The sequence below is a fragment of the Exiguobacterium sp. s95 genome, assembly GCF_018618655.1.
In the GTDB taxonomy this organism is placed as follows: Bacteria; Bacillota; Bacilli; order Exiguobacteriales; family Exiguobacteriaceae; genus Exiguobacterium_A; species Exiguobacterium_A oxidotolerans.
The window spans coordinates 80,197-105,712 of sequence record NZ_JACSMM010000009.1 but is presented as its reverse complement, the minus strand read 5'-3'; the positions used below and the strand labels follow the sequence as shown (position 1 = coordinate 105,712).

Genomic DNA, 25,516 nt, shown 5'->3' with positions numbered 1-25,516 from the left:
CTCGTTAATGAAATGGAATAATAGCTTAAGATTAAAGCTTTGTCGCTGCCGTTTCTTCGACAACCGCTGTTTCTTCCGTGATGCGCTCGACATCTGCGCCAAGGGCTTGCAGTTTCAAGTGGAAGTCAACGTATCCACGATCGATGTGATGGAGTGCACCGACACGTGTTTCACCTTCAGCAATCAAACCAGCTGTGACGAGCGCTGCACCAGAACGAAGGTCTGTTGATAAGACTTCTGCTCCTTGAAGCTGAACACCACCTGTGATGATGGATGAGCGTCCTTCGATTTTGATATCAGCATTCATGCGGCGGAATTCTTCCACGTGCATGAAGCGGTTTTCGAAGACCGTTTCCGTGATGACCGATGTTCCTTCAGCTTTTAAGACAAGCGCCATCATCTGTGCTTGAACGTCTGTCGGGAAACCAGGGTGTGGCATCGTCTTCACGTCGACAGCAACCAATTTCTTAGGTCCGACAACACGAAGCCCTTCTTCTGTATCCGATACTTGAACACCCATCTCTTCCATTTTTGAGATCAATGGACGAAGATGCTCACGCTCAGCACCGATGACTTCGACGTCACCTTCTGTGATTGCAGCTGCAATCATGAATGTTCCGGCTTCAATCCGGTCTGGAATCACATAGTGGTTGCCACCGTGTAATTTTTCGACACCTTCGATACGGATCGTTTCCGTACCTGCGCCACGGACTTTCGCGCCCATCGCGTTCAAGAAGTTCGCGAGGTCAACGATTTCAGGTTCTTTCGCAACGTTCTCGATGACTGTCGTGCCTTCAGCGAGTGTTGCCGCCATCATGATGTTTTCTGTCGCACCGACAGAAGGGAAATCAAGATAGATTTTTGCACCTTGGAGACGACCATCGACTTGTGCTTCAACAAAACCGTTTCCGATGATTGTTTTAGCGCCCATCGCTTCGAATCCTTTTAAGTGAAGATCAATTGGACGTGATCCGATTGCACAGCCACCCGGCATCGCAACGCGTGCGCGACCGAGACGTGCAAGGAGTGGACCCATGACAAGAATCGATGCCCGCATTTTACGAACGTATTCAAGTGGTGCTTCGTCTTTTAGTTCCGGTTCTGCATTGACGGTAACCGTATTCGCTTCTGCATCGAATTCAACTTGTGCGTTTAAGTTCCGTAAGACATTGTTGATTGTATAGACGTCTGCAAGACGTGGTACGTTTTGAAGGACCGATTGACCTTCTGATGCGAGCAATGTCGCAACCAACGTTTTTAAGACTGCATTTTTTGCACCTTCTACTTTTACTGTTCCAGCTAATTTACGTCCGCCACGGACAACAATTTTTTCCATTACCCATACTCCTCTGCTTCGTTTCTTTTCTATTCGTACAATTCGTGATTGGTGTTGATCATAGTTGAAAAGTCAACGAATGATAGAAAGAAACTTTCCTATAGTTATCTCTCGTGCCAAAAGCCAATACGATTTTCAGTGTCATAATCAATGTGTTTCTTCATTATAAGAATACTATCCTTTTCCATACTAATTCAGATGACCAAATTAGGGTTTACAAGGAAGTTACAAGTTCAGCCTACTAAAAATTGAAGACGTTGGGCGAATCCCGAATACTCCAGCAAAAAGCGACCGACGAGGGAACCGAGTGCAATCGCAAGCAACGTCCGTAACGCAATGGCGTGTGGACCTTTAGGATGTTGGAGGATTTTTTCCCACTTGACTGGTAAGAGTGACCACCAGGCAAGAACAATTGCCATTACATAAACGAGCATACTCACTAAAGCACTTAAACCAATTGACGTCACGCGCTTGCACCTCTTCTTCGTGTTTTCTTCAACCTTACCATGATTTCACAAAATGAATGATTTCGCAAACAAAAAAGCACAATATGCATTTATTTTAGCGCATAAAATATATTTATTAAAGATGATTGTCACAATTTCTATAGAAGTAAGGATGAAAAGTTTGTGAATAAGAGGTCTATATGGTACTTTTACTATTTTTCGCCATCTTAAACCTGAATCGCCTTAATCTTAAAGAAAACGCTTTTAAATTGACGTTTTCTATAAAAAAAGACCCGATTTCCACGAGGGAAACCGGGTCTTTTACTTGAATCAATCGCGACCGTAGTCTTTTAAATCGAGACGGTTAATTGCCCGTTTCAATGAAAGCTCTGCGCGTTTGAACTCAAGATCTGATAATTTCGTGTCCTGGAGACGTCGTTCTGCACGAACCTTCGCAGCCGCAGCACGGTCATAATCGACCTTATCTGCCTGCTCCGCCGTTTCTGCAAGAACCGTTACAGTATCCTGGCGCACTTCCATAAAGCCACCGCTGATAGCGATCAACGTGCGTCCGCCATCTTCGTGGCGCAACTTCAAGATGCTGATGTCGAGTGGTGTTACGAGCGGTACGTGGTGCGGGAGGACCCCGATTTCACCCGTTATCGTTTTCGCAACGACCATACGGACATCGCCATCATACACTTCGCCATCCGGGGTGACGATATTGACATGAAGTGTGTTCATCTCAAGTCCCCCTTATGCTTTGTCACTTAGACAAGCGCCTTCGCTTTTTCAATCGCATCTTCGATCGGACCGACGAGACGGAATGCTTCTTCCGTCAAATCATCGTGTTTGCCATCGAGGATTTCTTTGAAGCCGCGGATCGTGTCCTTAACTGGGACGTACGATCCTTTTTGTCCTGTGAACTGCTCAGCTACGTGGAAGTTCTGCGACAAGAAGAACTGGATACGACGCGCACGGTGAACACTTAACTTGTCATCTTCCGACAACTCGTCCATACCGAGGATTGCGATGATATCTTGAAGTTCTTTATAACGCTGAAGTGTTTCCTGAACTTGACGTGCTACAGCATAATGCTCTTCACCGACGATTTCAGGTGAAAGGGCGCGTGATGTAGAAGCAAGTGGATCCACGGCAGGATAAATACCCATCTCAGAGAGACGGCGCTCAAGGTTCGTCGTTGCATCTAAGTGAGCAAACGTCGTCGCAGGAGCCGGGTCAGTATAGTCATCGGCTGGTACATAAACCGCTTGGATTGATGTAACCGAACCTTTGTTTGTTGACGTGATACGCTCTTGGAGCATACCCATCTCTGTTGCAAGTGTTGGTTGGTAACCAACGGCAGATGGCATACGACCGAGAAGGGCTGATACCTCTGAACCAGCTTGCGTATAACGGAAGATGTTATCAACGAAGAGAAGAACGTCCTGTCCTTGCTCATCACGGAAGTACTCAGCCATTGTCAAACCAGTCAAGGCAACACGAAGACGTGCACCAGGTGGTTCGTTCATCTGACCGAAGACCATCGCTGTTTGTTTGATAACGCCTGAATCCGTCATCTCATGGTACAAGTCATTACCTTCACGTGTCCGCTCACCAACACCTGCGAATACCGAGATACCGCTGTGCTCTTGAGCGATATTGTTGATCAATTCCTGGATGAGGACGGTCTTACCTACACCGGCACCACCGAAGAGACCGATCTTACCACCTTTGATGTAAGGCGCAAGTAAGTCAACGACTTTAATTCCTGTTTCAAGAATTTCAACTTTTGTTGAAAGGTTGTCGAACGTTGGTGCTTTTTTGTGAATCGGAAGACGTTCCACGCTTGCATCAAGTTCTTTTTCATCAATTGGGTTACCGAGTACGTTGAATACGCGACCGAGTGTCGCTTCACCGACGGGTACCGAGATTGGAGCGCCTGTATCCAGGACTTCCACTCCACGGCGTACACCATCCGTCGAATCCATCGCAATGGTACGGACGACATCGTCACCAAGGTGTAATGCGACCTCAAGCGTTAAGTCGATAGCCACTTCTTCTACAGTTTGCGGCGTATATTGAATACGAAGCGCGTTGTAGATGTTCGGTAAGTGTCCTTCGAACTTAACGTCGATGACAGGTCCCATGACCGCGACGACGCGGCCTTTTAAACCGAGTTCGTTCATCGTGTTTCCTCCTACCTATCATTACGTCCTTGGGGCTTACTGCTGCGCAGCTGCTCCACTGACGATCTCTGTGATTTCTTGCGTGATTGCAGCTTGTCGAGCCCGGTTGTAGACGAGAGTCAATCGACCGATCAAGTCATCTGCGTTATCTGTCGCACTTTGCATTGCTGTCATACGTGACGCATGTTCTGCTACTTTCGCGTCAAGAAGCGCACCGAAGATCAAGCTTTCCGCATAACGCGGAAGGAGTTCAGAAAGGATTTGCTCCTCACTTGGCTCATACTCATAAGTCGTCGAAGACGAAGCTTCGATTTCTCCGAGTGGGAGAAGGGTTTCGACTTTCACTTCTTGGCTGATGACAGACAAGAAATGGTTGTAGCTCAGCTTGAGTTCGTCGATTTCACCGTTCGTGAACGCACTCACTGTACGCTTCACGATTTCAGCTACATCAACATACGAAGGAGAATCGTTGAGTCCTGTGATCGCGTCTGTGACCGTGATTCCGCGTGAACGGAAGAACTGAACACCGACTTTACCGACCACATACAGAACGTAACTGTCCGTAGTGTGCTTTTCTTTGATTTCCCGGTAGACTTCACGCAGCACGTTGGCGTTATATGCACCAGCTAAGCCGCGATCCGATGTGATGACGATAAATCCAGTCTTTTTGACGGGACGTTTCTCGAGCATCGGATGGCTCGCACCTGTCGTGCCATTCGCAATGGTTCCGAGAACCTCCTGCATTTTCAGCATGTAAGGCTGGAACTTCGCGCTATGTGCTTGAGCGCGGTTTAGTTTCGACGCCGAAACCATGTTCATCGCTTTCGTGATCTGTTTCGTACTTTTCGTCGAGTTAATCCGCGTTTGTATCTCGCGCAACGATGCCATTTCGATTCACCACCTTGTTAGTATCAAGAGCGTTCAGGCGAAGCCTAAGAGTTGACCCTTAGACTGTCGCTTGGAACGTTTTCTTAAATTCTGAGATTGCTGTAACGAGTTCTTCGTCAGCCGGAAGGTTACCTGTTTTACGGATCTCATCGCAAAGCTGTTTGCGGTTTTGATCGAGCCAGAGGTTGAGTTCCTTTTCAAAACGACGAATATCCGTAACGGCAACATCATCAAGGTGACCACGAGTCAAGGCATAGATGATGATGACTTGCTTGTCGACAGTCAACGGTTGGTTAAGATCCTGTTTCAGAACCTCTACTGTCCGCTCACCACGGTTAAGCTTCGATTGTGTCGCTTTATCAAGGTCAGATCCGAACTGTGAAAAGGCTTCGAGCTCACGGTAAGAGGCGAGGTCAAGACGGAGCGTACCCGCTACCTTCTTCATCGCTTTTACTTGAGCCGATCCACCAACACGCGATACCGAGAGACCCGGGTTGATCGCTGGACGGACACCTGAGAAGAAGAGATCCGATTGAAGGAAGATTTGACCATCCGTAATCGAGATAACGTTCGTCGGGATGTAAGCCGAGATATCCGACGCTTGTGTCTCGATGAACGGAAGTGCTGTTAAGCTACCTGCGCCAAGCTCGTCGTTCAATTTCGCCGCACGCTCAAGAAGGCGTGAGTGAAGGTAGAAGACATCCCCTGGGTAAGCTTCGCGGCCTGGTGGACGCTTCAAGAGAAGCGAAAGCTCACGGTATGCAGCTGCTTGTTTTGAAAGATCATCATAGATGACAAGAACGTGCTTGCCGAGATCCATGAAGTGTTCACCCATCGCTACACCAGCGAATGGTGCGAGGTAAAGAAGTGGTGCCGGCTGTGAAGCAGCGGCAGAAACGACGATCGTGTAATCAAGTGCACCGTTTTTACGGAGTGTTTCAACAACACCACGGACTGTTGATTCTTTTTGTCCGATTGCGACGTAAATACAAATCATGTTTTCTTCTTTTTGGTTGATGATTGTATCGATGGCGATCGACGTTTTACCTGTCTGACGGTCACCGATGATCAACTCACGTTGTCCACGACCAATTGGAACGAGGGCATCGATTGCCTTGATTCCTGTCTGAAGTGGTTCGTGAACCGATTTACGTGCCATAACGCCAGAAGCTTTACGCTCGATTGGGTTATAGTGTTCCGTTTCGATTGGACCAAGACCATCGATTGGCATACCGAGCGGGTTAACGACGCGACCGAGCAATGCGTCCCCTGTCGGTACTTCCATGATGCGTCCTGTACGGCTAACTGAATCGCCTTCTTTAATATCAAGGTAGTCACCAAGAATGATGATACCAACGTTGCCTTCTTCTAAGTTTTGCGCCAAGCCCATTGTGCCGTTAGCGAATTCTACGAGCTCTCCCGACATGACGTTGTCGAGTCCGTGTGCACGAGCGATACCATCACCAATTTGGATGACCGTACCCGTCTCGTTCACTTCCATCGTAGAACCGTACTGCGCGATACGCGCTTTAAGCAGGGCGCTGATTTCTTCAGCTCTAATGCTCATGCGTTTCACCCCTATTTTCTTACGCTTTTAACAGCTCACGCTCAAGTCGCGTTAGTTTCGTTTCGATCGTGCCGTCATATGTCGTGTAACCGATTTGGACGCGAAGTCCTCCGATTACGTTCGTATCAACAACATTTTCTACTTCAAGCGTTTTACCTGATTTTTGGCCGAACGTTTCTTTCACTTTCGTGATTTCCGCGTCTGACAATTTGTATGCACTCGTCACGACGGCTGTCGCAACGTTACGGTGTTCATTCAATAACGCAATGAAATGCTCCGGCAAAGACAATACTTCCGCCGCACGGTCGTTTTCGACCATGACGAGGATGGTATTCAAAACAATCGTGTTGAAGCCCGTGAAGCTCGTCTGTAAGACTAACTTCAGCTCTTCCGCAGAAATCGATGGGTTACTTAAAACCGATGCGAGCTCTGGTGTTGCGTGGAGCACTTCGCCGAGCGTCCGCACATCAGCTTCTGCTTGCTCGAGCACATGATGCTCAAGCGCAAGATCGAAGAGCGCTTTTGCGTAGCGTCCCGCTACGTGATCACGCATTAGTTCGTGCCCTTAGTGTCAGCAAGGAATTGATCGACGAGCGCGCGCTGAGCGGCTTCGTCTGTCGCAAGCTGTGTTTTCATGACGTGGCGTGCTGCAGCGATTGCTTGAAGAGCAACATCGTTCTTCAAAGCAGCTTGTGCTTCAGCGCGTTCACGGTCGATTGCACGGCGAGCTTCTTCCTTACTCATTTCTGTCTCAAGACGTGCCTGCTCCATCGCACGTGCTTGTTCTGCCTCAGCTTGACGGCGTGATGATTCTAATAAGTCACGTGCTTCCGTACGTGCCTTATTTAATTCTTCTTGTTGTTGTTCTACGTAGACTTCAGCGTCTTTACGGCTTTTTTCAGCCGAGTTGATCTCGCTAGCCACATGCTCTTCCCGCGCTTTCATCATGTTGATGAGCGGGCCCCAAGCGAATTTCTTCAAGAGGATGAGGAGCAAGAGGAAAACGACGATCGTGACGATCATATTGGCAAGTAAAAGGTGGCTTTCTTCGCCGCCTGCTTCTGCCGCAAGATACGTAAGATTCATTCGATTACACTCCCCTCGTGGTTGGTCCAACTTCTTATATCTACATAAGGGAGCAAAAGCTCCCGTGACGGTTCACTCCTGTCGAACGAATAACGCCCTATGTAGCTCGTTTCTTAAACTATGAATTAAGAGTTGAGGAGAAGGAAACCGACCGCTACACCGATGATTGGAAGTGCCTCAACAAGACCGATACCGATGAACATTGTTTGACGAAGTTCGTTTTTGAGTTCTGGCTGACGTGCTTGTCCTAATACTGTACCGTTTACGATAAGACCGTTACCGATACCAGCGCCAAGTGCGCCGAGTCCGATGATGATCGCTGTTGCAATAAGTTCCATTATAAATTGCCTCCCTAGATTGTGTTCGAAATTTGGTCGTGCGATTATCGGAAAAGCAGATGCTTTACCTTCGAATTAATGGTCGTGCGCTGCCTTATGTCCGATGTAAACCATTGTCAGGATAAGGAAGATATACGCTTGGATCGCTCCGATGAAGAGTGAGAATCCTTGCCAAATCAGCATTGGAATCGCTGAAAGGATGACACCGACTGGTCCGAGGAATTGGAAATCGTTCGTTCCAGAGATGATTCCGATCGAGAGAATGATTCCGATCATGATTTCACCAGCGAAGATGTTCCCGTAAAGACGAAGACCGAGCGTCAACGTGTTTGCGAATTCTTCAATGATGGTAATAATAAACATCGGCGTCATAAACGTTTTCGCATATGCACCGAAGCCGCGCATTTTCACACCGTAATAATGGCTCATGACCACTACCATAGATGAAAGTGCAAGTGTCACGTACGGATCCGCAGTTGGTGAGTTGAACCAAATGTAGTGACCCGTCACAACGTTAAATGGGAGACCCATTAAGTTGGACACGATGATGAATAGGAACAGTGTCATTCCGAAAGTAAGGAAGCGACCCCCTGTTTTCCAATCCATCGTACTGCTGATGATTCCGCGAACGAATTCGAGGAACCACTCTAGCGTGTTTTGAAAACCGGTTGGCTTCATCGCGAGACGTCGCGTACCGGCCACGGCAATCAGGAAGACGAGAGCAGCTGCTATCAGCACTGTGATCAAGTTCGTCCAGCTACCGTACAGAACGAAGTCGCCCCAGAGTGGGATTTCGTAAAGTGGCATTTCGTGGTTCATTTGACTATTCACCTCTTTTCCCGCTTAAGTTCGTGAGTCAAGAACTCACAAAATTGTATGACGTGGCCGGCGAGAAGGCCTATTACCACCGCAGTTAATGACAATTCGGCTTCGTACTTCAAACCGATCATCACACAAAGTACCGCGACCGCCATGCGTGATACGGTCCCTCGAGACATCGGCTTGCGCCCACGCTCGATTACACGATACATTCGATCGACGCTTAATCGTTGCAGCGTCAAGATCATGAAGCTACCTGCCCCACCTAATGCCAGCCCATAAATCACTGGATCACTCGGATAACCGACAAGTAACAAGACAGCCAGGATTCCATAATAGAGTCCAAACCATCGTAAGTACGCACGATACAACGCATCTTGAAGGATTATGTTCATGTCTTGTCTCCTAACAAGTGCCTGATCATTGCGATCATGCAAAGAATGCCGATGAAAATCCCGATGAACACTGAGAATGTCGCTCCCATCTTTTGCCACCAGTCTTGCTGTTCCCCATAGTTCCCAACAAGGAAGCCGATGACGATTGGTGCGGCAAGTGCCGTCGAAATTTGCGAGGCCATGACCATACTCGTTGCGAGCCCTTTTTGGCGCACTAGAGACGACCCCCTTTTCCCAATTGCAGGTTCTTTTTCTTTCCCACAATTTGCGGATTTTCATACTAGTCAAGAATACAATGAGAACCATTTCATAGTCAAATGAATTCACAAATAAAATAGACCGCTGAAACCATTGTATATCAACGATTGATAAGGTTTTCACAGAGGTACCCCATCCACCTCTTTTCACGAAGATGTGAAGAAAATATGTAGTACTATCAACGTTTAAAGAGATGGTTCACTTGATGAACAAAACCATTGAACAGTAACGTTATATCGCGTTCTGGAATGAGAAACAAGCCGTCTAAAATTGATTTGTGTCGATTTTGTGAAAAAGTATTTTTTGTTCAAGATTGGAAGCGCTTTCGATTCGGGACAGGAAAACCGCTCTGACATCTGTTTGTAACAAAGGATTTAAAGCATTTCCAATTTGTCTGTTGTGTTACTTGTCACAGCTTGAAATGTCATGAATGGATTATAGGTTTTAAGGTCAGCACGGTGATTTAGATTTTACATTTTCTTCACAATCAGGCAGATTGAGGCGTTTATTTCTTAGTTAAAGATATATTGATGTATGTTTACTCACTGCTTTTTGTTTAGTGATTATCGGATAGACCATTATTGATTATTGAATAGACCTTTCGCTATTTCCTCTCACTTTCCTTGGGCGGGACGCAAGCCGCGATTTCCCTATCGGGTAACCGGGTCTCGCTTGTCCCTGTCGGAAGCGTTCCGCTTCCTCTTCCCATAGGAGTCGAGAGGAATTGCTCAAGGCGATTCAATTTACAAGTGACTAACAACACTACGCCTTGACCAAAGTTTAGTAGAGCGTAATTGAAAAGGACGTACCCAGGTCGACTCGACTCCTACGGGAAAAGAAACCACAGTTCATCGTGGTTTCGTCAGAGGGAAACAAGACCCGGCTTGGCACACACCGTGTACCGAGTCGCGACTTGTCCCTCGCCCGAGGAAAGCGAGGTCGACGGGAACGTCTGAAACAACTTATGGAAGTTAACCTTAAACGGAATCATTAAAAAGGACGCATCCGTTCGTCTTGATTCCCGTGGGAACGGCAAGATATACGGAAACGCCCTAAATAAACATTTTTTGGACTGGATTACTTCATTTTAGATATCTGCATGAAAGGGTTCTGGAGTTTCCCCTTGATTGAAGTGCGCTAAAATCGCTGCTGCAATCCGCTCCGACGCATGACCGTCCCCGTAAGGATTTGAAGCATGCGCCATTTTTGCATAGGCCGCTTCGTCTTCAAGCAACTCGCTCGCCATCCGGTAAATCGTCTCTTCATCTGTTCCGGCAAGTTTCAACGTACCGGCTTTGACTCCTTCCGGACGCTCCGTCGTATCGCGTAACACAAGGACAGGTACGCCGAGCGAGGGTGCTTCTTCCTGTACGCCGCCGGAATCGGTCAGGATTAAATGGGCACGACTGGCAAAGTTATGAAAGTCGAATACATCGAGCGGCGGAATTAACGTGATGCGGTCGTGTCCCCCAAAGATTTCAGCCGCTGTTTCCTGGACGACCGGATTCAAATGGACCGGATAGACGACGTGCACGTCCGGATATGTATCGACGAGTCGACGGATCGCCCGAAACATCTGATGCATCTTCTCTCCGAGGTTTTCTCGCCGGTGTGCCGTCATCAAGATCAGGCGTCGTTTGCCGACTGCCTCGAGCATAGGGTGAACATAATCCGGCTGGACCGTCGTCTGCAGGGCATCGATTGCCGTATTTCCCGTCACATAGACACCAGCATAACGATTTTCAGATGCTAAGTTCGCTGCCGCCTGATCGGTCGGCGCAAAGTGCAGATCTGCGAGTGTCGACGTCAATTGACGATTGACCTCTTCCGGAAACGGTGAGTATTTATTATATGTACGGAGTCCGGCTTCGACGTGTCCGACGGCGATTTGATTGTAGTAGGCAGCAAGACTACCGACGAACGTCGTCGTCGTGTCGCCATGAACGAGAACGAGATCCGGTTTGACATCCTTCATGACGAGATCAAGTCCTTCGAGACCACGCGTCGTGATGTCGACAAGCGTCTGACGGGGTTGCATGATATTGAGGTCAGAATCCGGTTCAATCTCGAACATCCGTAACACTTGATCAAGCATTTCCCGGTGTTGCGCCGTGATCGTCACATGGACATCGAACGCTGGATTTTGTTTTAAGGCATTGACGAGCGGTGCCATCTTGATGGCTTCCGGTCGTGTTCCAAAGATGGGCATGACTTTGATGGGCATCATTACTTCCTCCTTTTTCTACTTCCTCCATTTAAGCATAGTTGAAAGCTGTCCTGCATCTTACAACAAAAAAAGCAGCCTGCCGGGAGTGGCAGACTGCTTCTGTCTTACTTCGTACCGAACAAACGATCACCGGCATCCCCGAGTCCAGGGACGATATAACCATGATCGTTCAGTTTTTCATCGAGTGCCGCGAGGTAAATATCGACATCCGGATGCTCTTCCTGAACGCGTTTGACGCCTTCAGGTGCTGCACACAGGCAAGCCAGTTTAATGCTTTTCGCGCCTTGTTTCTTTAAAGAGGAGATTGCGTCAGCAGCCGAGCCGCCTGTCGCAAGCATTGGGTCGACGACGACAAAATCACGTTCTGCGACGTCAGTCGGCAACTTGAGGTAGTATTCCGTTGGTTCAAGCGTCTCTGGATCACGGTAAAGACCGATGTGACCGACTTTGACGTTCGGCATCATCCGAAGCATCCCGTCGACCATCCCTAGTCCTGCGCGAAGGATCGGAACGATTCCGAGCTTCTTGCCTTCAATCATCTTCTGCGTCGTTTTCGTGACCGGTGTCTCGATTGCGACTTCTGTGAGTGGAAGGTCACGCGTGATTTCATATGCCATCAATGAAGCCACTTCGTCGACAAGCTCCCGGAATTGTTTCGTCCCCGTTTCGACTTTACGCATGATTGTCATTTTGTGCTGAATCAATGGGTGATCAAATACATGTACTTTACTCATTGTTTGCATCTCCTCTCAATTCTCTTTTCGCATTGTACTCCAAAAAGTGACCGCTTGGGAACTGTTTTTTTGGAATCACTCCTCCCCAAGCGTACTTTTCCCGTCAAGAATCGCTTGCGCCGCATAGGACCATTCATTATCTGGTTGCTTCGCTAATTCTTCTAACGTCGCCTTATAATCGCCGACCTTATTCTTTTGTTCATAGACGGCCTGCATCCATAACACATCACTCATGTAACCGGAATCCGGGAAGTCCTCTCGATACGCGACATAATCCGTTTGTTTCGTTTCACCTAACTTGCCTCCAGCAATCAATTGATAAAAACGTGCCATGCCCTTCGTTGCGTCATCCGTTAACACAGTTCCCGTCAACAAGCGGTTCGCTGACTTATAATCTTTTTCTTGCGTCGCAGCGATCGCCTGTTTCAATGTTTCTTCGGGAGAAAGCGTCTTCTTTGCATCCGTAGTCGCTTTTGGTTTCGCTGTCTCTTTTGGTTTCGTTGTGTCTTTTGATTTCACTGGTGCTTGTTCTGTCAGCTGTTCATTTTTTTCTTTTAATTGCTCGACTTCTTTTTCAAGCGCGGCCAATTTTTGTTCAACGTTCTCTTGATTGGTCACGACCGGCACTTCTTCCGGTTGTGAGAAATCAAGTTGAAAGAGACCGAGAACGGCAAGACCCGCAACAAGCAATCCGCCGAGCATCCACGGATTCGATTGCAGCTGCTTTTTCCACGGTTTGAGCTGCGGATGATTTTGGACAGCTGCCGGGAGCATGGAAAAACGCTTTTTGACGAGTCGCTTCCCGCCCGCTTTTCCGGCGATTGCTAACCGGTACCGCTGGAGCTCCGCCGGAATCCCTTTGTTCTTCCACTGGCTGAACCGCGTGTCCGCTTGTTCATAAAAGCCTGCTTCTTGCATGATGACGATTGCTTTAAAGTCTTCACTGAGTCGTTTATATTCACGTTCTGTTTGACTTTTTTTAGTCAGCCAGTCCGCAATTTGAGTCGTATTGATTGTTTCGAGTTCTGATTGGACCAGTGCTGAAAATTTCATCTGACAGTTTCCACCCTTACCTTATTTTACTAAGGTTAAGTATACCAAAAATCATGGTCGTAAAATATAAGTCTTCTGACGCATGGTGGACAAAACACGGACGCCGCCTCTTGTCTCGAGACGACGTCCGCGTTATTCCACTTCGCTCAAGTAACCATCCTCGATCCGCAGGACACGGTCACAATACTCAAGCATCCGCTCATCATGGGTGATGACGATGACCGTTTTTTGTTCCTCATGGGCTTGCTTTTGTAACACTTCCATCACTTGGCGTCCGTTCGTATAATCAAGGCTTGCCGTCGGTTCATCTGCGAGGACGAGTCGCGGCTGATTGACGAGTGCCCGAATGATCGCGACACGCTGTCGTTCTCCACCCGATAAGGCGTGTGGCAAATGGTGTGCACGGTCTTTTAATCCAAAAGCGGCGAGCATCGCGGCGGCGTCAACTTTCCGCCCCGCTTCTTCTGCGACGAGTTCGAGTTGTTCCGCCGCCGTCAGGAACGGAACGAGATGCGATTCCTGAAAGATGAATCCGATCTCTTCGAGGCGCATCTTTCGGCGTGCTTCGTCCGATTGCTGATTGACGTGCTGTTCCCCAAACTGAATGTCTCCCGCTGTCGGTGTTTGCAACAATCCGAGCAGTTGGAGCAACGTACTTTTTCCACTTCCGCTCGGTCCGACTAAGGCAATCAGTTCACCCGCTTTCGCTTCGAATGAAACATCATGGAGCACGGGGACGTCACTGTAAGTCTGTTCGACATGTGTCATCTTAATCATCCTGCCATTCCTCCCATCGCGTCTGCCGGCTCAAGTTTTTTTAAGGCCCGGAGCGGAATCACGGATCCAATTAATGCCGTACCGATCAACAATGCCCCGTAACCGAGACTCGTATCCCACTCAAAACGAAACGGAATGCCGCTCGGTAAGACTTGGCTGACACCGAGCGTCACGCACAGGCTGAAAGCAAGCGACAGGAGCGTCAAGACGAACACCTGCAAGACGAGCGCGCTTCCAATCGTCCGTGTCCGAATCCCGATCGCCTTCAAGATGCCCAGTTGCTTCATTTTTTGCATCGTCAAAATATAGAAAAACGCCGTCAAAATCAAGGCGCCGATTACGACAAGCGCCAGCCGCATCATCTGGAATGAATTTTGTTCCGCTGCGTAACCGGGAACCTGCTTGACGATGTCTGCTTTCGTATACGTCGTCAGGTCCGTTTTGAATGAATCCTGACTGACAAATGCCGAGACATAGTTCGTCTGCATCTTCGCTTGCCAGTCGTCCCACGACGCAAGCGTCGTCCATAACACAGGCGCATGGCTGTAACGTCCATCCGTGACGGTACCGACGATCGTAAACGTCATCTTCGTCCGAAAATCGGTTACTTTGTCGCCGACTGCGGTCCCGGTCTGTTTCGCATAAGCGGTATCGACGAGAACTTCGCCTCGTTTCAACGCTTGCAGTTGCTTTGGACCGTACGCCGTCTCAGCAGGTAACGCAAACACCGTCACATCGTCCTTCGTCCCGTCCTGTTTCTCGAGAACCATATTTTGGACGCCGAGTGCCTCCGTCCCTTTTGGTTGCTCCTGTTCCTCTAAAAATGATCGCGTCAGTTGCCCTTCCGCCTCTTGACTGAGTGCCACCTGCTCAACCGGTAAATTCCGGATGACGGCTCCATTATCGTATGCCAGTCCGTCTGCGAGCCCGGTGATCATTAAAATCAAGACGATGATCAATGTCGTCACGAGCCCCATCAGACCGAAGCGTTTTTTCATCCGGATTAGTTCGCGCCAACCCATTTTCATTTAATATCCCTCCTGTATGTGCGTTACAGGTCTTATCTTACGGATACTATATGAACGGAGCATGAACAACTTACGTCGCCCGTAAAAACGTCAGGATGAACGTCGTCCCCGCGCCGATTTTCGAATCAATCTCGACCGTCCCGTGCAACTGCTTGACGGTCTCGGCGACGATGGCGAGCCCGAGCCCCGTCCCGCGCGAACCGCGTGCCGTGTCGGCTTGATAAAAGCGGTCAAAGGCATGGGCAATCATGTCGTCCGACATACCGGGACCTTCGTCCGTGATGCGGACAGTGACGTGCTCCGCAGTCTGTTCGGCTTCAATCGTAATCATGTCCCCGTCGTTTGAAACATGGAGGGCATTCCGGATGACATTTTGAAAAACATGTTCGAGTGCGGCGGCATCCGCCTCGATCGTCATGTCACTCGCGACATCAACAGCGACAGCGACACCACGTTCATCGATTTGGTAGGCGAGTGTCGCGAGCGTCGTCCGAATCGCTTGTCCAAGATGGATTGACTCCAGTCGCATCCGACTTCCTTCATCGAGCCGGGCGAGGACCAGCAGTTGCCGGGTCATCTCTGCCATCCGGTCTGCTTCACGCGCAATCGTTGCCAGTTTATCCTGTCCGACAGGTGCGACATGCGGTTGCAGTTGACCGGCGTACCCTTTAATCGTCGTCAGTGGCGACTGAAACTCGTGCGAGACGTTGGCGACGAACGTTTTGCGCTCAGCATCCGACTTCGCGACTGCTTCCGCCATCTCACCGAACCGCCGTGACAACTCTCCAATCTCATCGCGCGAGGTCGTCGCCACATGAACGGCATAGTCACCGGACGCGACTTGTTTTGTCGCATCCGTCAAGCGTTTAATCGGACGCACGAGATAGCGGATTGAGAAGGCAAGCAACAGAAAACTGATGACGACGAGTAAGCCGAGGAAGGCTCCGACGAACAAATGGAGTTCACGGATTTGTCGGCTCAAATCGGGTCGAATGAAGACGGCGTCGGTCCCGTTTGGCGTTTCGAGCGACGCACCGACTGTATTGACGACTTCATTGTCAAACAGACCGAGTAAAAAGAGATGAAACGGATAGTCCCGCATTCCGTGATAGACTTCCCCGGCGCGGACCCGTTCGATGATCGCCGGTGCCAGTGTTTCGTCGCGGAATGTATTCCCGTGGCGGATAACGGGGCCTGTCTCCGGGACGACATAGAGCTGAAAACCCGTCGCGCTCAACATGTCGTAGAAGGAACCGGTCTGTCCGTCGCCATGCCGTTCATAGTAGGCAAACGATTGATCGACCGCCTCTTCGACCTTTTGACTATAGGAAGACTGCAAGACATTGTAGTAAAACAAGTTGCTGATCAGTAAGGAAATCAAGGCCGACACGAGCAGGACCAGACAGACGAGTCCGACGATTTTCGTATAAAGTGACTTCATCCCTTCGCCTCCAGTCGGTAACCGAGACCGCGGACGGTACTGATGTGAATCGCGTCCGTATGGCGCAAGCGACTGCGCAAGCGTTTGATATGGACGTCAATCGTCCGATCATCACCCATGAAGTCGAGTCCCCAGACCCGTTCAATCAATTCCTCCCGACTGAAGACACGTCCCGGAAAACTCGCAAGCTGATGTAACAAGTCGAACTCACGCCTAGGCAACGTCAATTCCGTTTCGCCAAGCATCACCTGTTGACTGCGTTTATCAATCGTTACGTCACCAAACCGGAGAATCGGAAGCGCCGCCTTTTGATACCGCCGGGCGACGGCGTGTAAGCGGAATAATAATTCTTCCGGGTCAAACGGTTTCGTGATGTAATCATCGGCACCTGCCGTAAATCCGGCGCGTTTATCTGTCAACTCTCCGAGCGCCGTCAACAGCAAAATCGGCAGTTCATCTCGTTGCCGGAGCTGTTCACATAACTCAAGTCCACTCCGCCCGGGGATCATTACGTCGAGAATCGCCGCCTCGAACGTCAGCTCGTTTATCCAGCACGCCGCTTCTTGCCCGTCTGCCGTCGCCCGGACGCGATGGCCGTCTGCTTCGAGCGTCTCGACAATCAGGTGTTGAATGTTTTGGTCGTCTTCTACGACTAAAATCTCCATCTTTCGTCCCTCCTATCCTATCGTTTACTCGTCAATCAAAAAAACCACCTCTGACTTCTCAGCGATCGAAAAGAAAGAGGTGGTTCAACAGATGGGTCGGCATGCGTTCCGATTACCCGCGTTCCGGGTAAAGCGGGAAGCGACCTGTCAATGCAAGGACTTGCTCGTGTGCATTTTTTAATGTGTCGTCGTCTTCCGGGTTTTTGAGGACGAGTTCAATCAATGCCGCAATTTGTTTCATTTCTTCTTCTTTAAAACCACGTGACGTCATCGCTGCCGTCCCGATGCGAATCCCGCTCGTGACGAATGGGCTGGCCGGATCGAATGGAATCGTGTTTTTGTTGACCGTGATACCCGCTTCATCAAGGGCATGCTCAGCGAGCTTACCTGTGATGCCGAGCGGCTGTAAGTCGACGAGCAACAAGTGGTTGTCCGTGCCGCCTGAAACGATCCGCAGACCACGTGCCGTCAATTCTTCACCGAGTACTTTTGCATTCGTGACGACTTGACCAATGTAGTCTTTGAATTCAGGAGCAAGTGCCTCACCGAACGCGACCGCTTTTGCTGCGATGACGTGCATGAGGGGACCGCCTTGAATACCAGGGAAGATCGATTTATCGATCGCTTTCGCATGTTCTTCTTTACACAGAATCATCCCACCACGTGGCCCACGGAGTGTCTTGTGCGTCGTCGTCGTGACGAAGTGTGCATGCTCGACCGGGTTCGGGTGAAGACCCGCTGCAACGAGCCCTGCAATATGCGCCATATCGACCATCAAGTATGCGCCGACGCTGTCTGCGATTTCACGGAAACGTTTGAAGTCGATGACGCGCGGATAAGCCGATGCTCCCGCAACGATCAATTTTGGTTTGTGTTCTTCTGCAAGCTTCGCGACGACATCGTAATCAATCATCTCTGTCTCTTGATCGACACCGTATTCGACGAAGTTGTATTGAACACCGGAGAAATTCACAGGACTACCATGCGTTAAGTGGCCACCGTGTGAGAGGTTCATCCCGAGGACCGTATCGCCCTGGTCAAGAATCGTGAAGTAGACGGCCATGTTCGCTTGTGCACCCGAGTGCGGTTGAACGTTTGCATGTTCGGCACCGAAGATTGCTTTCGCACGATCACGTGCCAAGTCTTCTGCGAGATCAACGAATTCGCACCCACCGTAATAACGGCGTCCCGGGTAACCTTCTGCATACTTGTTCGTCAGCACGCTACCTTGTGCTTCCATGACAGCTTGCGAGACGAAGTTTTCTGACGCAATCAACTCGATATTATCGCGTTGACGTCCTAGTTCCTTGCGCATTGCCGAAAAGAGTTCCTCATCTTGCTGTTTCAGATACGTAAGCGGTGTTTGTTCCATCTGAATTCCCCCATTCATTTTCGATACGCCTATCTTAACACGAATAATCAGTCCGCGGCACCCACAAAAAGTGCAGAAAAATAGCAAGAGGTATGCAACCCCTTGCATGAATCATTCGTATTTAGCACGCATTCCACCAATTAACTTCGGACGCGTCGTTGCTGCCGTAACATGTGCCTCACCGATTTCCCGGTGTGGAAGGCGAACCGGGATGGCGACCGGCTTCAAGTGCATGCCGATGAACGTGTCTCCGATGTCGATTCCGGCATCAGCTTGAATCGATTCGACGACGACCGGGGCAGAAAAACGTTCATAGGCGATACTCGCCATCGAACCACCTGCTTCCGGTACCGGGACGACCGTGACCGGTTCCAGTCCAAGTCGTTCAACCGTTTGGCGTTCGAGCGTCAAGGCGCGGTTGATGTGTTCACAACCTTGGAACGCAAGATCGATTTGATGCGAACGACGAAATGTATCGAACACCTCAAACAATGCTTCCGCGACTTCCGGCGAACCCGCTTTTCCGATTTGTTTACCGATGACTTCACTCGTCGAACAACCGATGACGAGCAGCTTCCCTTTGAGGGGGAAGCGCTCATTCAAATCAGTCAACGAGGCTTCAAGATCCTGTTTAATCTGTTCGAGATCCATTTACTTCACCTCATAATCCGAGATTTTGCAGACACGGTTTTCGTGACGTCCACCTTCGAACTCCGTCTCTAACCAAATCTTTGCGATATCAAGCGCAAGACCCGGTCCGATGACACGTTCGCCCATCGTCAAGATGTTCGAGTTGTTATGCTGACGTGTCGCTTTTGCGCTGAACGTATCATGGACGAGTGCCGCACGAATCCCTTTGACTTTATTCGCTGCGATTCCGATTCCGATTCCTGTTCCGCAAATCAGGATTCCACGATCAAATTCACCGTTCGCGACGGCCTCAGCGACGGGAATCGCGACGTCCGGGTAATCAATCGAGTCAGACGAATACGTACCGAAGTCCGTATAGTCGATCCCGAGTTCTTTTAATAAACCGTTGATTTCTGCTTTGAGTTTAAAGCCACCATGATCTGCACCGATTGCTACTTTCATCTGAACTATTCCCCCGTTTGTCTAGGTTGTTTTTTCGGAAGTTTCCGGTTGTCCGGCGCTTTTCTTCCATTTCCGTTCTGCGTTAATTTTAACACAAGACGGTTGACGAGGGGTTCGAGTTCATTTCGAACTTGGCGATAAACGTTCATCGATCCACCGTACGGATCGTTGATGTCCCGCTCAAGCCCTGTCACATATTCATAGAGGGTGAACGTCCGGTCCTTCAGTTCCGGGTAACGTTCCCCGACTTCTTGTTTATGACTCCGCGTCATCGTCAAGATGATGTCAGACCAGCGTCCGAGAACATCATCGAAAACTTGCGTATAATGCTCGAGTTCAATTCCCCGTTCCCGCAATACTTGGAGTGCGTTCTCTGACGCATCGAAGCCTTGCATCGAACGCAGTCCCGCAGACCGGACATCAAACTCTTGATCTGCGACTTTTGAGCGTAGTAATGCCATCGCCATCGGGCTCCGGCATGTATTTCCAGTACAGATAAACAATACGCGACGTGTGCTCATCTCAGTATCCTCCTTCTTTACGGGCGAATGATCCGACCACCTGCTGCCTTATGGAGCCGATTTCGGACTGCTAGCCCAACCCCTTCTTCTGATAGGTCCCGTACAAAAATCTGATCCACCGTCGTCTGATCAAATCGCCGTAAACAATCGTAAAGACGCTGTGCCGCTGTTTCTGCGGTCGTGCCGAGGAAACAGCGGACATCTGCTTCGACGTCTTCTCCGTCAAAGAGAATGACGCCGGTCTTTTGTCCGGTTTGGCGTGCTTCATCGATGAGCTGCTGCAGGAAAGAGAGGTCGCCCGCCACGACGGACAGTGTTGCTTCCGGTGCGTAGTGCGTGTACTTCATTCCCGGTGCCTTCGGTGTTTTATCTTTCATCGATAAAGCAGGATCGAGTGCCACGGTGCCGATCTCGCCTTCCAGCTGCTCACGTGTGACGCCGCCCGGTCGTAAAATGACCGGAGGTGTCATCGTACAGTCGATGACGGTCGATTCAACACCGATACCGGTTTCTCCCCCATCGACGATTGCTGCGATTCGTCCCGAGAGGTCATAGGCGACATGTGCCGATGACGTCGGAGAAGGTTTTCCGGAACGGTTGGCACTCGGTGCCGCTAACCCTAGTCCTGTCGCTTCAATCAATTGAAGTGCAAGAGGATGGTCCGGCATCCGTAATCCAATCGTATCAAGTCCTGCGGTGACGAGGCTTGAAGCGGTTCCGTTCGATTCTAGAATGATCGTCAAGGCACCTGGCCAAAACGTATCCATCAAACGTTTCGCGACAGCCGGAATATGAGTGACGAACTGCTCTGCCTGTTCGATTGACGCGACATGGACAATCAATGGGTTGTCGGACGGTCGGCCCTTCGCGGCGAAGATTCGCCGAACGGCCGTCTCGCTCGTCGCATCCCCCGCAAGACCATAAACGGTCTCTGTCGGCATCGCGACGACTTCCCCTGCTTTTAATAAGTTTACTGCTACATCCAGTGTCTGTTGATCGATCATTTCCGTCTTCACTCTGTACAATCCTTTCGTTCCGCATACACGATACGGTCTTTACCGTTTATATCTTTTAAAATACCCGTTTCCGCAGTAGGATAACGCTCTTTTAACATCATTTGCACTTCACTTCCTTGATTGTGTCCGATTTCAAACACAATCAAGCGAAAATCGTCCTTTAAAATACGTGTGCTGCCGTCAATCAAGCGACGATAAAAGACGAGACCGTCTTTTCCGCCGAACAGCGCGAGATGAGGCTCATGGTCAAATACGACGTCACTGAGCAACTCATCTTCTTCAATATAAGGCGGGTTCGAGACGAGGACACGGACCGATTGATCGGCGAGCGGCTCAAGCAGATCCCCTTGTAAAAAAGTTACGTCGCCGCCAAGTGCCGCTTGATTTTTTTTCGCGACCGCAAGTGCGTCTTCTGAAATATCGACCGTCGTGACCGGCTGTCTAAGCTCGAGCGCGAGTGTGACCCCGATCGCTCCGCTTCCCGTTCCGATATCGACGATTTCACCCGGGTGGAATGTCTCCCCGCCTAAACGACGGACGACGAACTCAATCAATTCTTCCGTTTCCGGACGGGGAATCAGGACAGCTGGCGTAACCTGAAAATCGCGTCCATAAAAGGGTTGGTACCCGATCAAATGTTGGACGGGAACACCATTGACGTGTGCCAGTAAGTATTCGCTGAATAACAGGTCATCGTCCGGCGATAATTCGTCCGAAAGTCGCACGAGCAATCCCGTCCGGTCGACTTGTAACACATGCATAAGTAACCATTCGGCACTCGACGCCTCGCGTCCTGCCGCGGCTAACATCGTTTGTGCTTGATTCAATCGTTTCGCAATCCGCATCAGTTCGCCGCCTCCGATGCCCGTGCCTGGTACTCCATCACGAGCGTGTCGATGACTTCATCCATCTCGCCTTGGAGAATCCGGTCGAGCTTTTGAATCGTCAAGCCGATTCGGTGATCCGTCACCCGGTTTTGAGCGAAGTTATACGTCCGGATCCGCTCGGAACGGTCGCCCGTCCCGACAGCTGATTTGCGTTTTTCATCGTACTCGGCCTGCTGTTCGCGTTGAATTTTATCATAGACGCGTGCTCGTAACACTTTCATTGCTTTTTCTTTATTTTTAATTTGCGATTTCTCATCCTGACAGCTGGCGACGATTCCTGTCGGCACGTGTGTCACGCGGACAGCGGATTGTGTCGTATTGACGGACTGACCGCCGGGACCGCTCGATGTAAACGTATCGACGCGGACATCTTTATCGTGAATTTCGACTTCGACATCTTCTGCTTCCGGCAAGACGGCGACGGTCGCTGTTGATGTATGAATCCGTCCGCCTGACTCTGTCGAAGGCACACGTTGGACGCGATGGGCGCCGTTCTCATATTTCAGTTTCGAGTACGCCCCTGTCCCTTTGACGATGAAGATGATTTCTTTATAGCCGCCGAGTTCCGTGTAGCTCGCATCGATGATTTCGATTTTCCAGGCTTGTTTCTCAGCAAACTTCGAATACATCTTGAAAAGATCAGACGCAAATAAGGCTGCCTCGTCGCCTCCTGCCGCACCCCGAATCTCGACGATGACGTTTTTGTCGTCGTTCGGATCCTTCGGTAAGAGTAACGCTTTTAATTTCGTTTCGAGTTCCTTGATTTCCGGCTCCAGGATTGTCACTTCTTCTTTCGCGAGGTCCCGCATCTCGGGATCCGTCAACATTTGACGTGCTTCCTGATAGGCTTCCATCTTATCGCGGTAAACGCGATACGTTTCGACGGTCGGCGCGAGCTGGGATTGCTCCTTTGAGACCTCTCGTAATTGATTCGTATCATTAATGATCGCCGGGTCAGCCAACTGATCATTTAATTTTTCATAACGGTCCTCTAACGCACTTAATCGATCCAACATAATCGGTCATCCTTCCTGACGGTTCTTCTATCGTCAGTATAGCAAATATTTAGAACGTCAGTAGCAAGACCTCCTCGCGACCGACACTTCCGTCGTCAGACCGGTAGTTGACGTCAGACGGTCATTTTCCTATAATTAGTGTACTAATTGAATTAATACACTTAAGGAGGTGGAAGGATGTTTACCGTTGATCCGAAAAGTCCGCTCCCGATTTACGAGCAACTGGTCACGCAAATCATCCGCGCGATTGCGCGGGGAATCCTACGGTCGGGCGAACAGATGCCGTCGGTCCGCGATCTTGCGAGCACGTTACTCGTCAATCCAAACACTGTCTCCCGTGCTTATCAGGAACTCGAAAGCCGAGACTTTATCGTGACGATGCGAGGAAAAGGCTCCTTCGTCTCGGATTTGCCGCTTGACCAAGTCAAACAAGCTGCCATTCAAGAGCACATTACGACACTTTGCCTTGTCGCGAATGAACTATCGATTTCGAACGAAGAACTTTATCAGTTACTCATACAACACAGGGAGGATTCATCATGTTGACCGTGTCACACTTAACAAAACAAATCGATTCGACGATGATTTATGAAAACGCCTCGTTCACATTGCCTGCTGGTACGATCACAGCATTGATTGGACGAAACGGCGCCGGAAAAACGACGTTACTGAAAACACTTGTCGGGGCACTCGAACCCTCGCGCGGGAAAGTCGAATGGAACAACCAGTCAATCCACGACGTCCCGGCAGCACGGAAGCATCTATTTCTCGTCCCCGATTCCATCGGCGTCTACCGTCAGATGACACTCGGATCACTGATTGAGTTTTATCAGGCTTTTTATCCGAACTTCGAACGGACCTACATCGAAAACTACTGTCGCTCGTCGAACCTCGATCGTGGTCGGAAAGTGACGTCGCTCTCGAAAGGACAAGCGCAACTGTTCTTGCTGCAACTCGCCTTTGCGACGAACGCCCCTGTTTTGTTACTCGACGAACCGACAGACGGACTCGACCGGATTAATAAGCGCAACTACTTACAGCAACTGGTCTCTTTACTGACGGAGCGTCAGACAGCCGTCTTGATTGCCTCACACCAACTCGAGGAACTCGATACGCTCGCGGACCGCGTGATGACGATCGAACAGCACCTCGTCAAGGAACCGAAGACGCTCGACGATGCAAAAGCGAGCATGCAAAAATGGCAAGTCGTCTACGAGATCGTCCCCGAGCTGAAGCACCATGACATTCATGTCCTGACACAAACGGGACGCGTCGTCACCTTGCTCGTCTTATCGGACGCAGGAAAGCTTTACTTAGAGAAGACGAATCCCTTATTAAAGGACGCCTTACCGGTCCAGATGGAAGACTATTTTTTAGGAACGTTCGGAGGAAATCGTCATGATTAAACAATTGATTCGTTATCATATCAAACAAGGCATTTGGCCGCTCGCGACGTTCTTTTTACTCGCAATCTTCAGCTACGGCTTCAGCAGTTTCTCCGCCATCGAAAATTTCGATACGTATCGTCTTGATGCAAAACCAAATCTCTTGCAAACCGTACTCGTCAGCCCGATTTTCGCCGGTTTCGGAGCGCTTTTGATTGCCGTCTTCGCCATTTTGATGGTTGGTCAAGAACGGGGCAGCGGACGCAGTTTAATCCTCCATGCCTTACCGATTCATAAAAAACATCTATTCTTCATTAAGTTGAGTATCGGGGCCGCCGTATTGATCATCATTCCAATCCTCGGCTTTTTCTCGAGCTGGTTCATCTTACAAGGCATCGGGGGCATTCATCCGTTTGATTACGTCACTTTGAGCGATCTGACATATGACTTTTTTAAATTCTTCATCTTCGATATGACCGTCTTCGCTATTTTCTTGTTCGCAGGAACGATTGCGGGTGATATCATCGGTCAGCTCTTAATCGGGATGTTCCTGTTCTTTTTGAATTACTTCACGTTTTTTGCCATCGCTGCCGTCACGACACTCGGTTTCGGACTTAAGGATGATTTCACATCGTCACTGGATTTTTTGATGACGGTCACAACCCCGTTCCCGTTGTTGTTCCAATCGAATGATTTAACCGGTCCTGCGATTTACAGCGCTGCTTTGACGATCCTGCTTCTCGTCATCAGCCGTCAGCTTTATGTGCGTAGCGAAAACGAGCGACTCGGTCGCTTTACCGTCTTCCCGAAGTCGCATCCGTTTTTCATCATTCTCTTTACGGTCTATACGACGTTCATACTCGCTGCCGTCATCGGCGTCATTTCGTCCGAGAATCAAATCCTGTATTGGCTCGCCGTCTTGATTCTCGCCTGGCCTGCCTTCAGTTCCTACCGCCGGATGATTGGGTGGAGTCGCTGAA

The 25,516-nt window shown here is 49.7% G+C and carries 29 protein-coding genes; 3 read left to right on the top strand and 26 right to left on the bottom strand.

Annotated elements, in window-relative coordinates:
• Positions 1–31 precede the first annotated feature (31 nt).
• From murA to prfA, 26 genes are all read right to left on the bottom strand, one after another.
• Positions 32–1,336 (bottom strand): UDP-N-acetylglucosamine 1-carboxyvinyltransferase, encoded by a 1,305-nt coding sequence (gene murA, locus KNP99_RS13135; RefSeq protein ID WP_029331739.1) that lies wholly within the window; start codon positions 1,334–1,336, stop codon positions 32–34.
• Between the two features lie 233 nt (positions 1,337–1,569).
• Positions 1,570–1,803: a DUF1146 domain-containing protein gene (locus KNP99_RS13130; RefSeq protein WP_029331740.1), complete on the bottom strand. Its 234-nt coding sequence runs from the start codon at positions 1,801–1,803 to the stop codon at positions 1,570–1,572.
• 309 nt (positions 1,804–2,112) lie between these two features.
• Positions 2,113–2,526 (bottom strand): F0F1 ATP synthase subunit epsilon, encoded by a 414-nt coding sequence (locus KNP99_RS13125; protein ID WP_088837965.1) that lies wholly within the window; start codon positions 2,524–2,526, stop codon positions 2,113–2,115.
• A 26-nt stretch (positions 2,527–2,552) separates the two neighbouring features.
• Positions 2,553–3,971, bottom strand: coding sequence for a F0F1 ATP synthase subunit beta (gene atpD, locus KNP99_RS13120; RefSeq protein ID WP_088837966.1), 1,419 nt, complete (start codon positions 3,969–3,971; stop codon positions 2,553–2,555).
• A gap of 36 nt (positions 3,972–4,007) precedes the next feature.
• Positions 4,008–4,859, bottom strand: coding sequence for an ATP synthase F1 subunit gamma (gene atpG, locus KNP99_RS13115; RefSeq protein WP_088837967.1), 852 nt, complete (start codon positions 4,857–4,859; stop codon positions 4,008–4,010).
• 58 nt (positions 4,860–4,917) lie between these two features.
• Positions 4,918–6,426 carry a F0F1 ATP synthase subunit alpha gene (atpA, locus tag KNP99_RS13110; RefSeq protein ID WP_029331744.1) on the bottom strand — a complete coding sequence of 503 codons (1,509 nt, stop codon included), beginning with the start codon at positions 6,424–6,426 and terminating at the stop codon, positions 4,918–4,920.
• A 19-nt stretch (positions 6,427–6,445) separates the two neighbouring features.
• A complete protein-coding gene (locus KNP99_RS13105) occupies positions 6,446–6,979 on the bottom strand; it encodes a F0F1 ATP synthase subunit delta (RefSeq protein ID WP_088837968.1) in 534 nt (177 codons plus the stop codon).
• Positions 6,979–7,512 carry a F0F1 ATP synthase subunit B gene (atpF, locus tag KNP99_RS13100; protein WP_088837969.1) on the bottom strand — a complete coding sequence of 178 codons (534 nt, stop codon included), beginning with the start codon at positions 7,510–7,512 and terminating at the stop codon, positions 6,979–6,981. The genes KNP99_RS13105 and atpF overlap by 1 nt, the downstream gene beginning before the upstream one ends.
• A gap of 125 nt (positions 7,513–7,637) precedes the next feature.
• A complete protein-coding gene (gene atpE, locus KNP99_RS13095; RefSeq protein WP_012371545.1) occupies positions 7,638–7,850 on the bottom strand; it encodes a F0F1 ATP synthase subunit C in 213 nt (70 codons plus the stop codon).
• A gap of 75 nt (positions 7,851–7,925) precedes the next feature.
• On the bottom strand, positions 7,926–8,669 hold the full coding sequence (atpB, locus tag KNP99_RS13090; RefSeq protein WP_088837970.1) for a F0F1 ATP synthase subunit A: 744 nt from the start codon (positions 8,667–8,669) through the stop codon (positions 7,926–7,928).
• 8 nt (positions 8,670–8,677) lie between these two features.
• Positions 8,678–9,064, bottom strand: a complete 387-nt coding sequence (locus tag KNP99_RS13085) for an ATP synthase subunit I (protein WP_088837971.1) — start codon at positions 9,062–9,064, stop codon at positions 8,678–8,680.
• A complete protein-coding gene (locus KNP99_RS13080) occupies positions 9,061–9,279 on the bottom strand; it encodes an AtpZ/AtpI family protein (protein ID WP_014971404.1) in 219 nt (72 codons plus the stop codon). The genes KNP99_RS13085 and KNP99_RS13080 overlap by 4 nt, the downstream gene beginning before the upstream one ends.
• A 1,130-nt stretch (positions 9,280–10,409) precedes the next feature.
• A complete protein-coding gene (gene wecB / locus KNP99_RS13075) occupies positions 10,410–11,549 on the bottom strand; it encodes a non-hydrolyzing UDP-N-acetylglucosamine 2-epimerase (protein WP_215193308.1) in 1,140 nt (379 codons plus the stop codon).
• A gap of 104 nt (positions 11,550–11,653) precedes the next feature.
• The gene (gene upp / locus KNP99_RS13070) at positions 11,654–12,283 is read right to left on the bottom strand and encodes a uracil phosphoribosyltransferase (RefSeq protein ID WP_029331752.1); all 630 of its coding nucleotides are present in this window, start codon (positions 12,281–12,283) and stop codon (positions 11,654–11,656) included.
• Positions 12,284–12,358: 75 nt separating this feature from the next.
• Positions 12,359–13,336: a hypothetical protein gene (locus KNP99_RS13065; RefSeq protein WP_088837973.1), complete on the bottom strand. Its 978-nt coding sequence runs from the start codon at positions 13,334–13,336 to the stop codon at positions 12,359–12,361.
• Between the two features lie 132 nt (positions 13,337–13,468).
• On the bottom strand, positions 13,469–14,113 hold the full coding sequence (locus KNP99_RS13060) for an ABC transporter ATP-binding protein (protein WP_214767759.1): 645 nt from the start codon (positions 14,111–14,113) through the stop codon (positions 13,469–13,471).
• Positions 14,110–15,141 carry an ABC transporter permease gene (locus KNP99_RS13055; protein WP_214770995.1) on the bottom strand — a complete coding sequence of 344 codons (1,032 nt, stop codon included), beginning with the start codon at positions 15,139–15,141 and terminating at the stop codon, positions 14,110–14,112. Before KNP99_RS13055 ends, KNP99_RS13060 begins: the two co-directional genes overlap by 4 nt.
• 70 nt (positions 15,142–15,211) lie before the next feature.
• Entirely contained in the window at positions 15,212–16,582 is a 1,371-nt protein-coding gene (locus KNP99_RS13050) for a sensor histidine kinase (protein ID WP_214767763.1), read from the bottom strand.
• Positions 16,579–17,247 carry a response regulator transcription factor gene (locus tag KNP99_RS13045; protein WP_214770991.1) on the bottom strand — a complete coding sequence of 223 codons (669 nt, stop codon included), beginning with the start codon at positions 17,245–17,247 and terminating at the stop codon, positions 16,579–16,581. Before KNP99_RS13045 ends, KNP99_RS13050 begins: the two co-directional genes overlap by 4 nt.
• Before the next feature lie 112 nt (positions 17,248–17,359).
• A complete protein-coding gene (gene glyA / locus KNP99_RS13040; protein ID WP_088837978.1) occupies positions 17,360–18,619 on the bottom strand; it encodes a serine hydroxymethyltransferase in 1,260 nt (419 codons plus the stop codon).
• A gap of 111 nt (positions 18,620–18,730) precedes the next feature.
• A complete protein-coding gene (locus KNP99_RS13035) occupies positions 18,731–19,270 on the bottom strand; it encodes a TIGR01440 family protein (protein WP_214767769.1) in 540 nt (179 codons plus the stop codon).
• A complete protein-coding gene (rpiB, locus tag KNP99_RS13030; protein ID WP_029331763.1) occupies positions 19,271–19,711 on the bottom strand; it encodes a ribose 5-phosphate isomerase B in 441 nt (146 codons plus the stop codon).
• A 5-nt stretch (positions 19,712–19,716) separates the two neighbouring features.
• Positions 19,717–20,232, bottom strand: coding sequence for a low molecular weight protein arginine phosphatase (locus KNP99_RS13025; protein ID WP_029331765.1), 516 nt, complete (start codon positions 20,230–20,232; stop codon positions 19,717–19,719).
• A 17-nt stretch (positions 20,233–20,249) separates the two neighbouring features.
• Positions 20,250–21,248, bottom strand: coding sequence for an L-threonylcarbamoyladenylate synthase (locus KNP99_RS13020; RefSeq protein WP_088837979.1), 999 nt, complete (start codon positions 21,246–21,248; stop codon positions 20,250–20,252).
• Entirely contained in the window at positions 21,245–22,093 is an 849-nt protein-coding gene (gene prmC / locus KNP99_RS13015; RefSeq protein WP_214811540.1) for a peptide chain release factor N(5)-glutamine methyltransferase, read from the bottom strand. The genes KNP99_RS13020 and prmC overlap by 4 nt, the downstream gene beginning before the upstream one ends.
• On the bottom strand, positions 22,093–23,151 hold the full coding sequence (gene prfA / locus KNP99_RS13010; protein ID WP_214770987.1) for a peptide chain release factor 1: 1,059 nt from the start codon (positions 23,149–23,151) through the stop codon (positions 22,093–22,095). Before prfA ends, prmC begins: the two co-directional genes overlap by 1 nt.
• A 177-nt stretch (positions 23,152–23,328) precedes the next feature.
• Between prfA and KNP99_RS13005 the strand changes: the two genes are divergently transcribed.
• The 3 genes from KNP99_RS13005 to KNP99_RS12995 are packed head-to-tail and all read left to right on the top strand — an operon-like array spanning position 23,329 to position 25,515.
• Positions 23,329–23,697: a GntR family transcriptional regulator gene (locus tag KNP99_RS13005; RefSeq protein ID WP_088837981.1), complete on the top strand. Its 369-nt coding sequence runs from the start codon at positions 23,329–23,331 to the stop codon at positions 23,695–23,697.
• Positions 23,691–24,557: an ATP-binding cassette domain-containing protein gene (locus KNP99_RS13000; protein ID WP_214767772.1), complete on the top strand. Its 867-nt coding sequence runs from the start codon at positions 23,691–23,693 to the stop codon at positions 24,555–24,557. The genes KNP99_RS13005 and KNP99_RS13000 overlap by 7 nt, the downstream gene beginning before the upstream one ends.
• Entirely contained in the window at positions 24,550–25,515 is a 966-nt protein-coding gene (locus KNP99_RS12995) for a hypothetical protein (protein ID WP_088837983.1), read from the top strand. Before KNP99_RS13000 ends, KNP99_RS12995 begins: the two co-directional genes overlap by 8 nt.
• Position 25,516 lies beyond the last annotated feature (1 nt).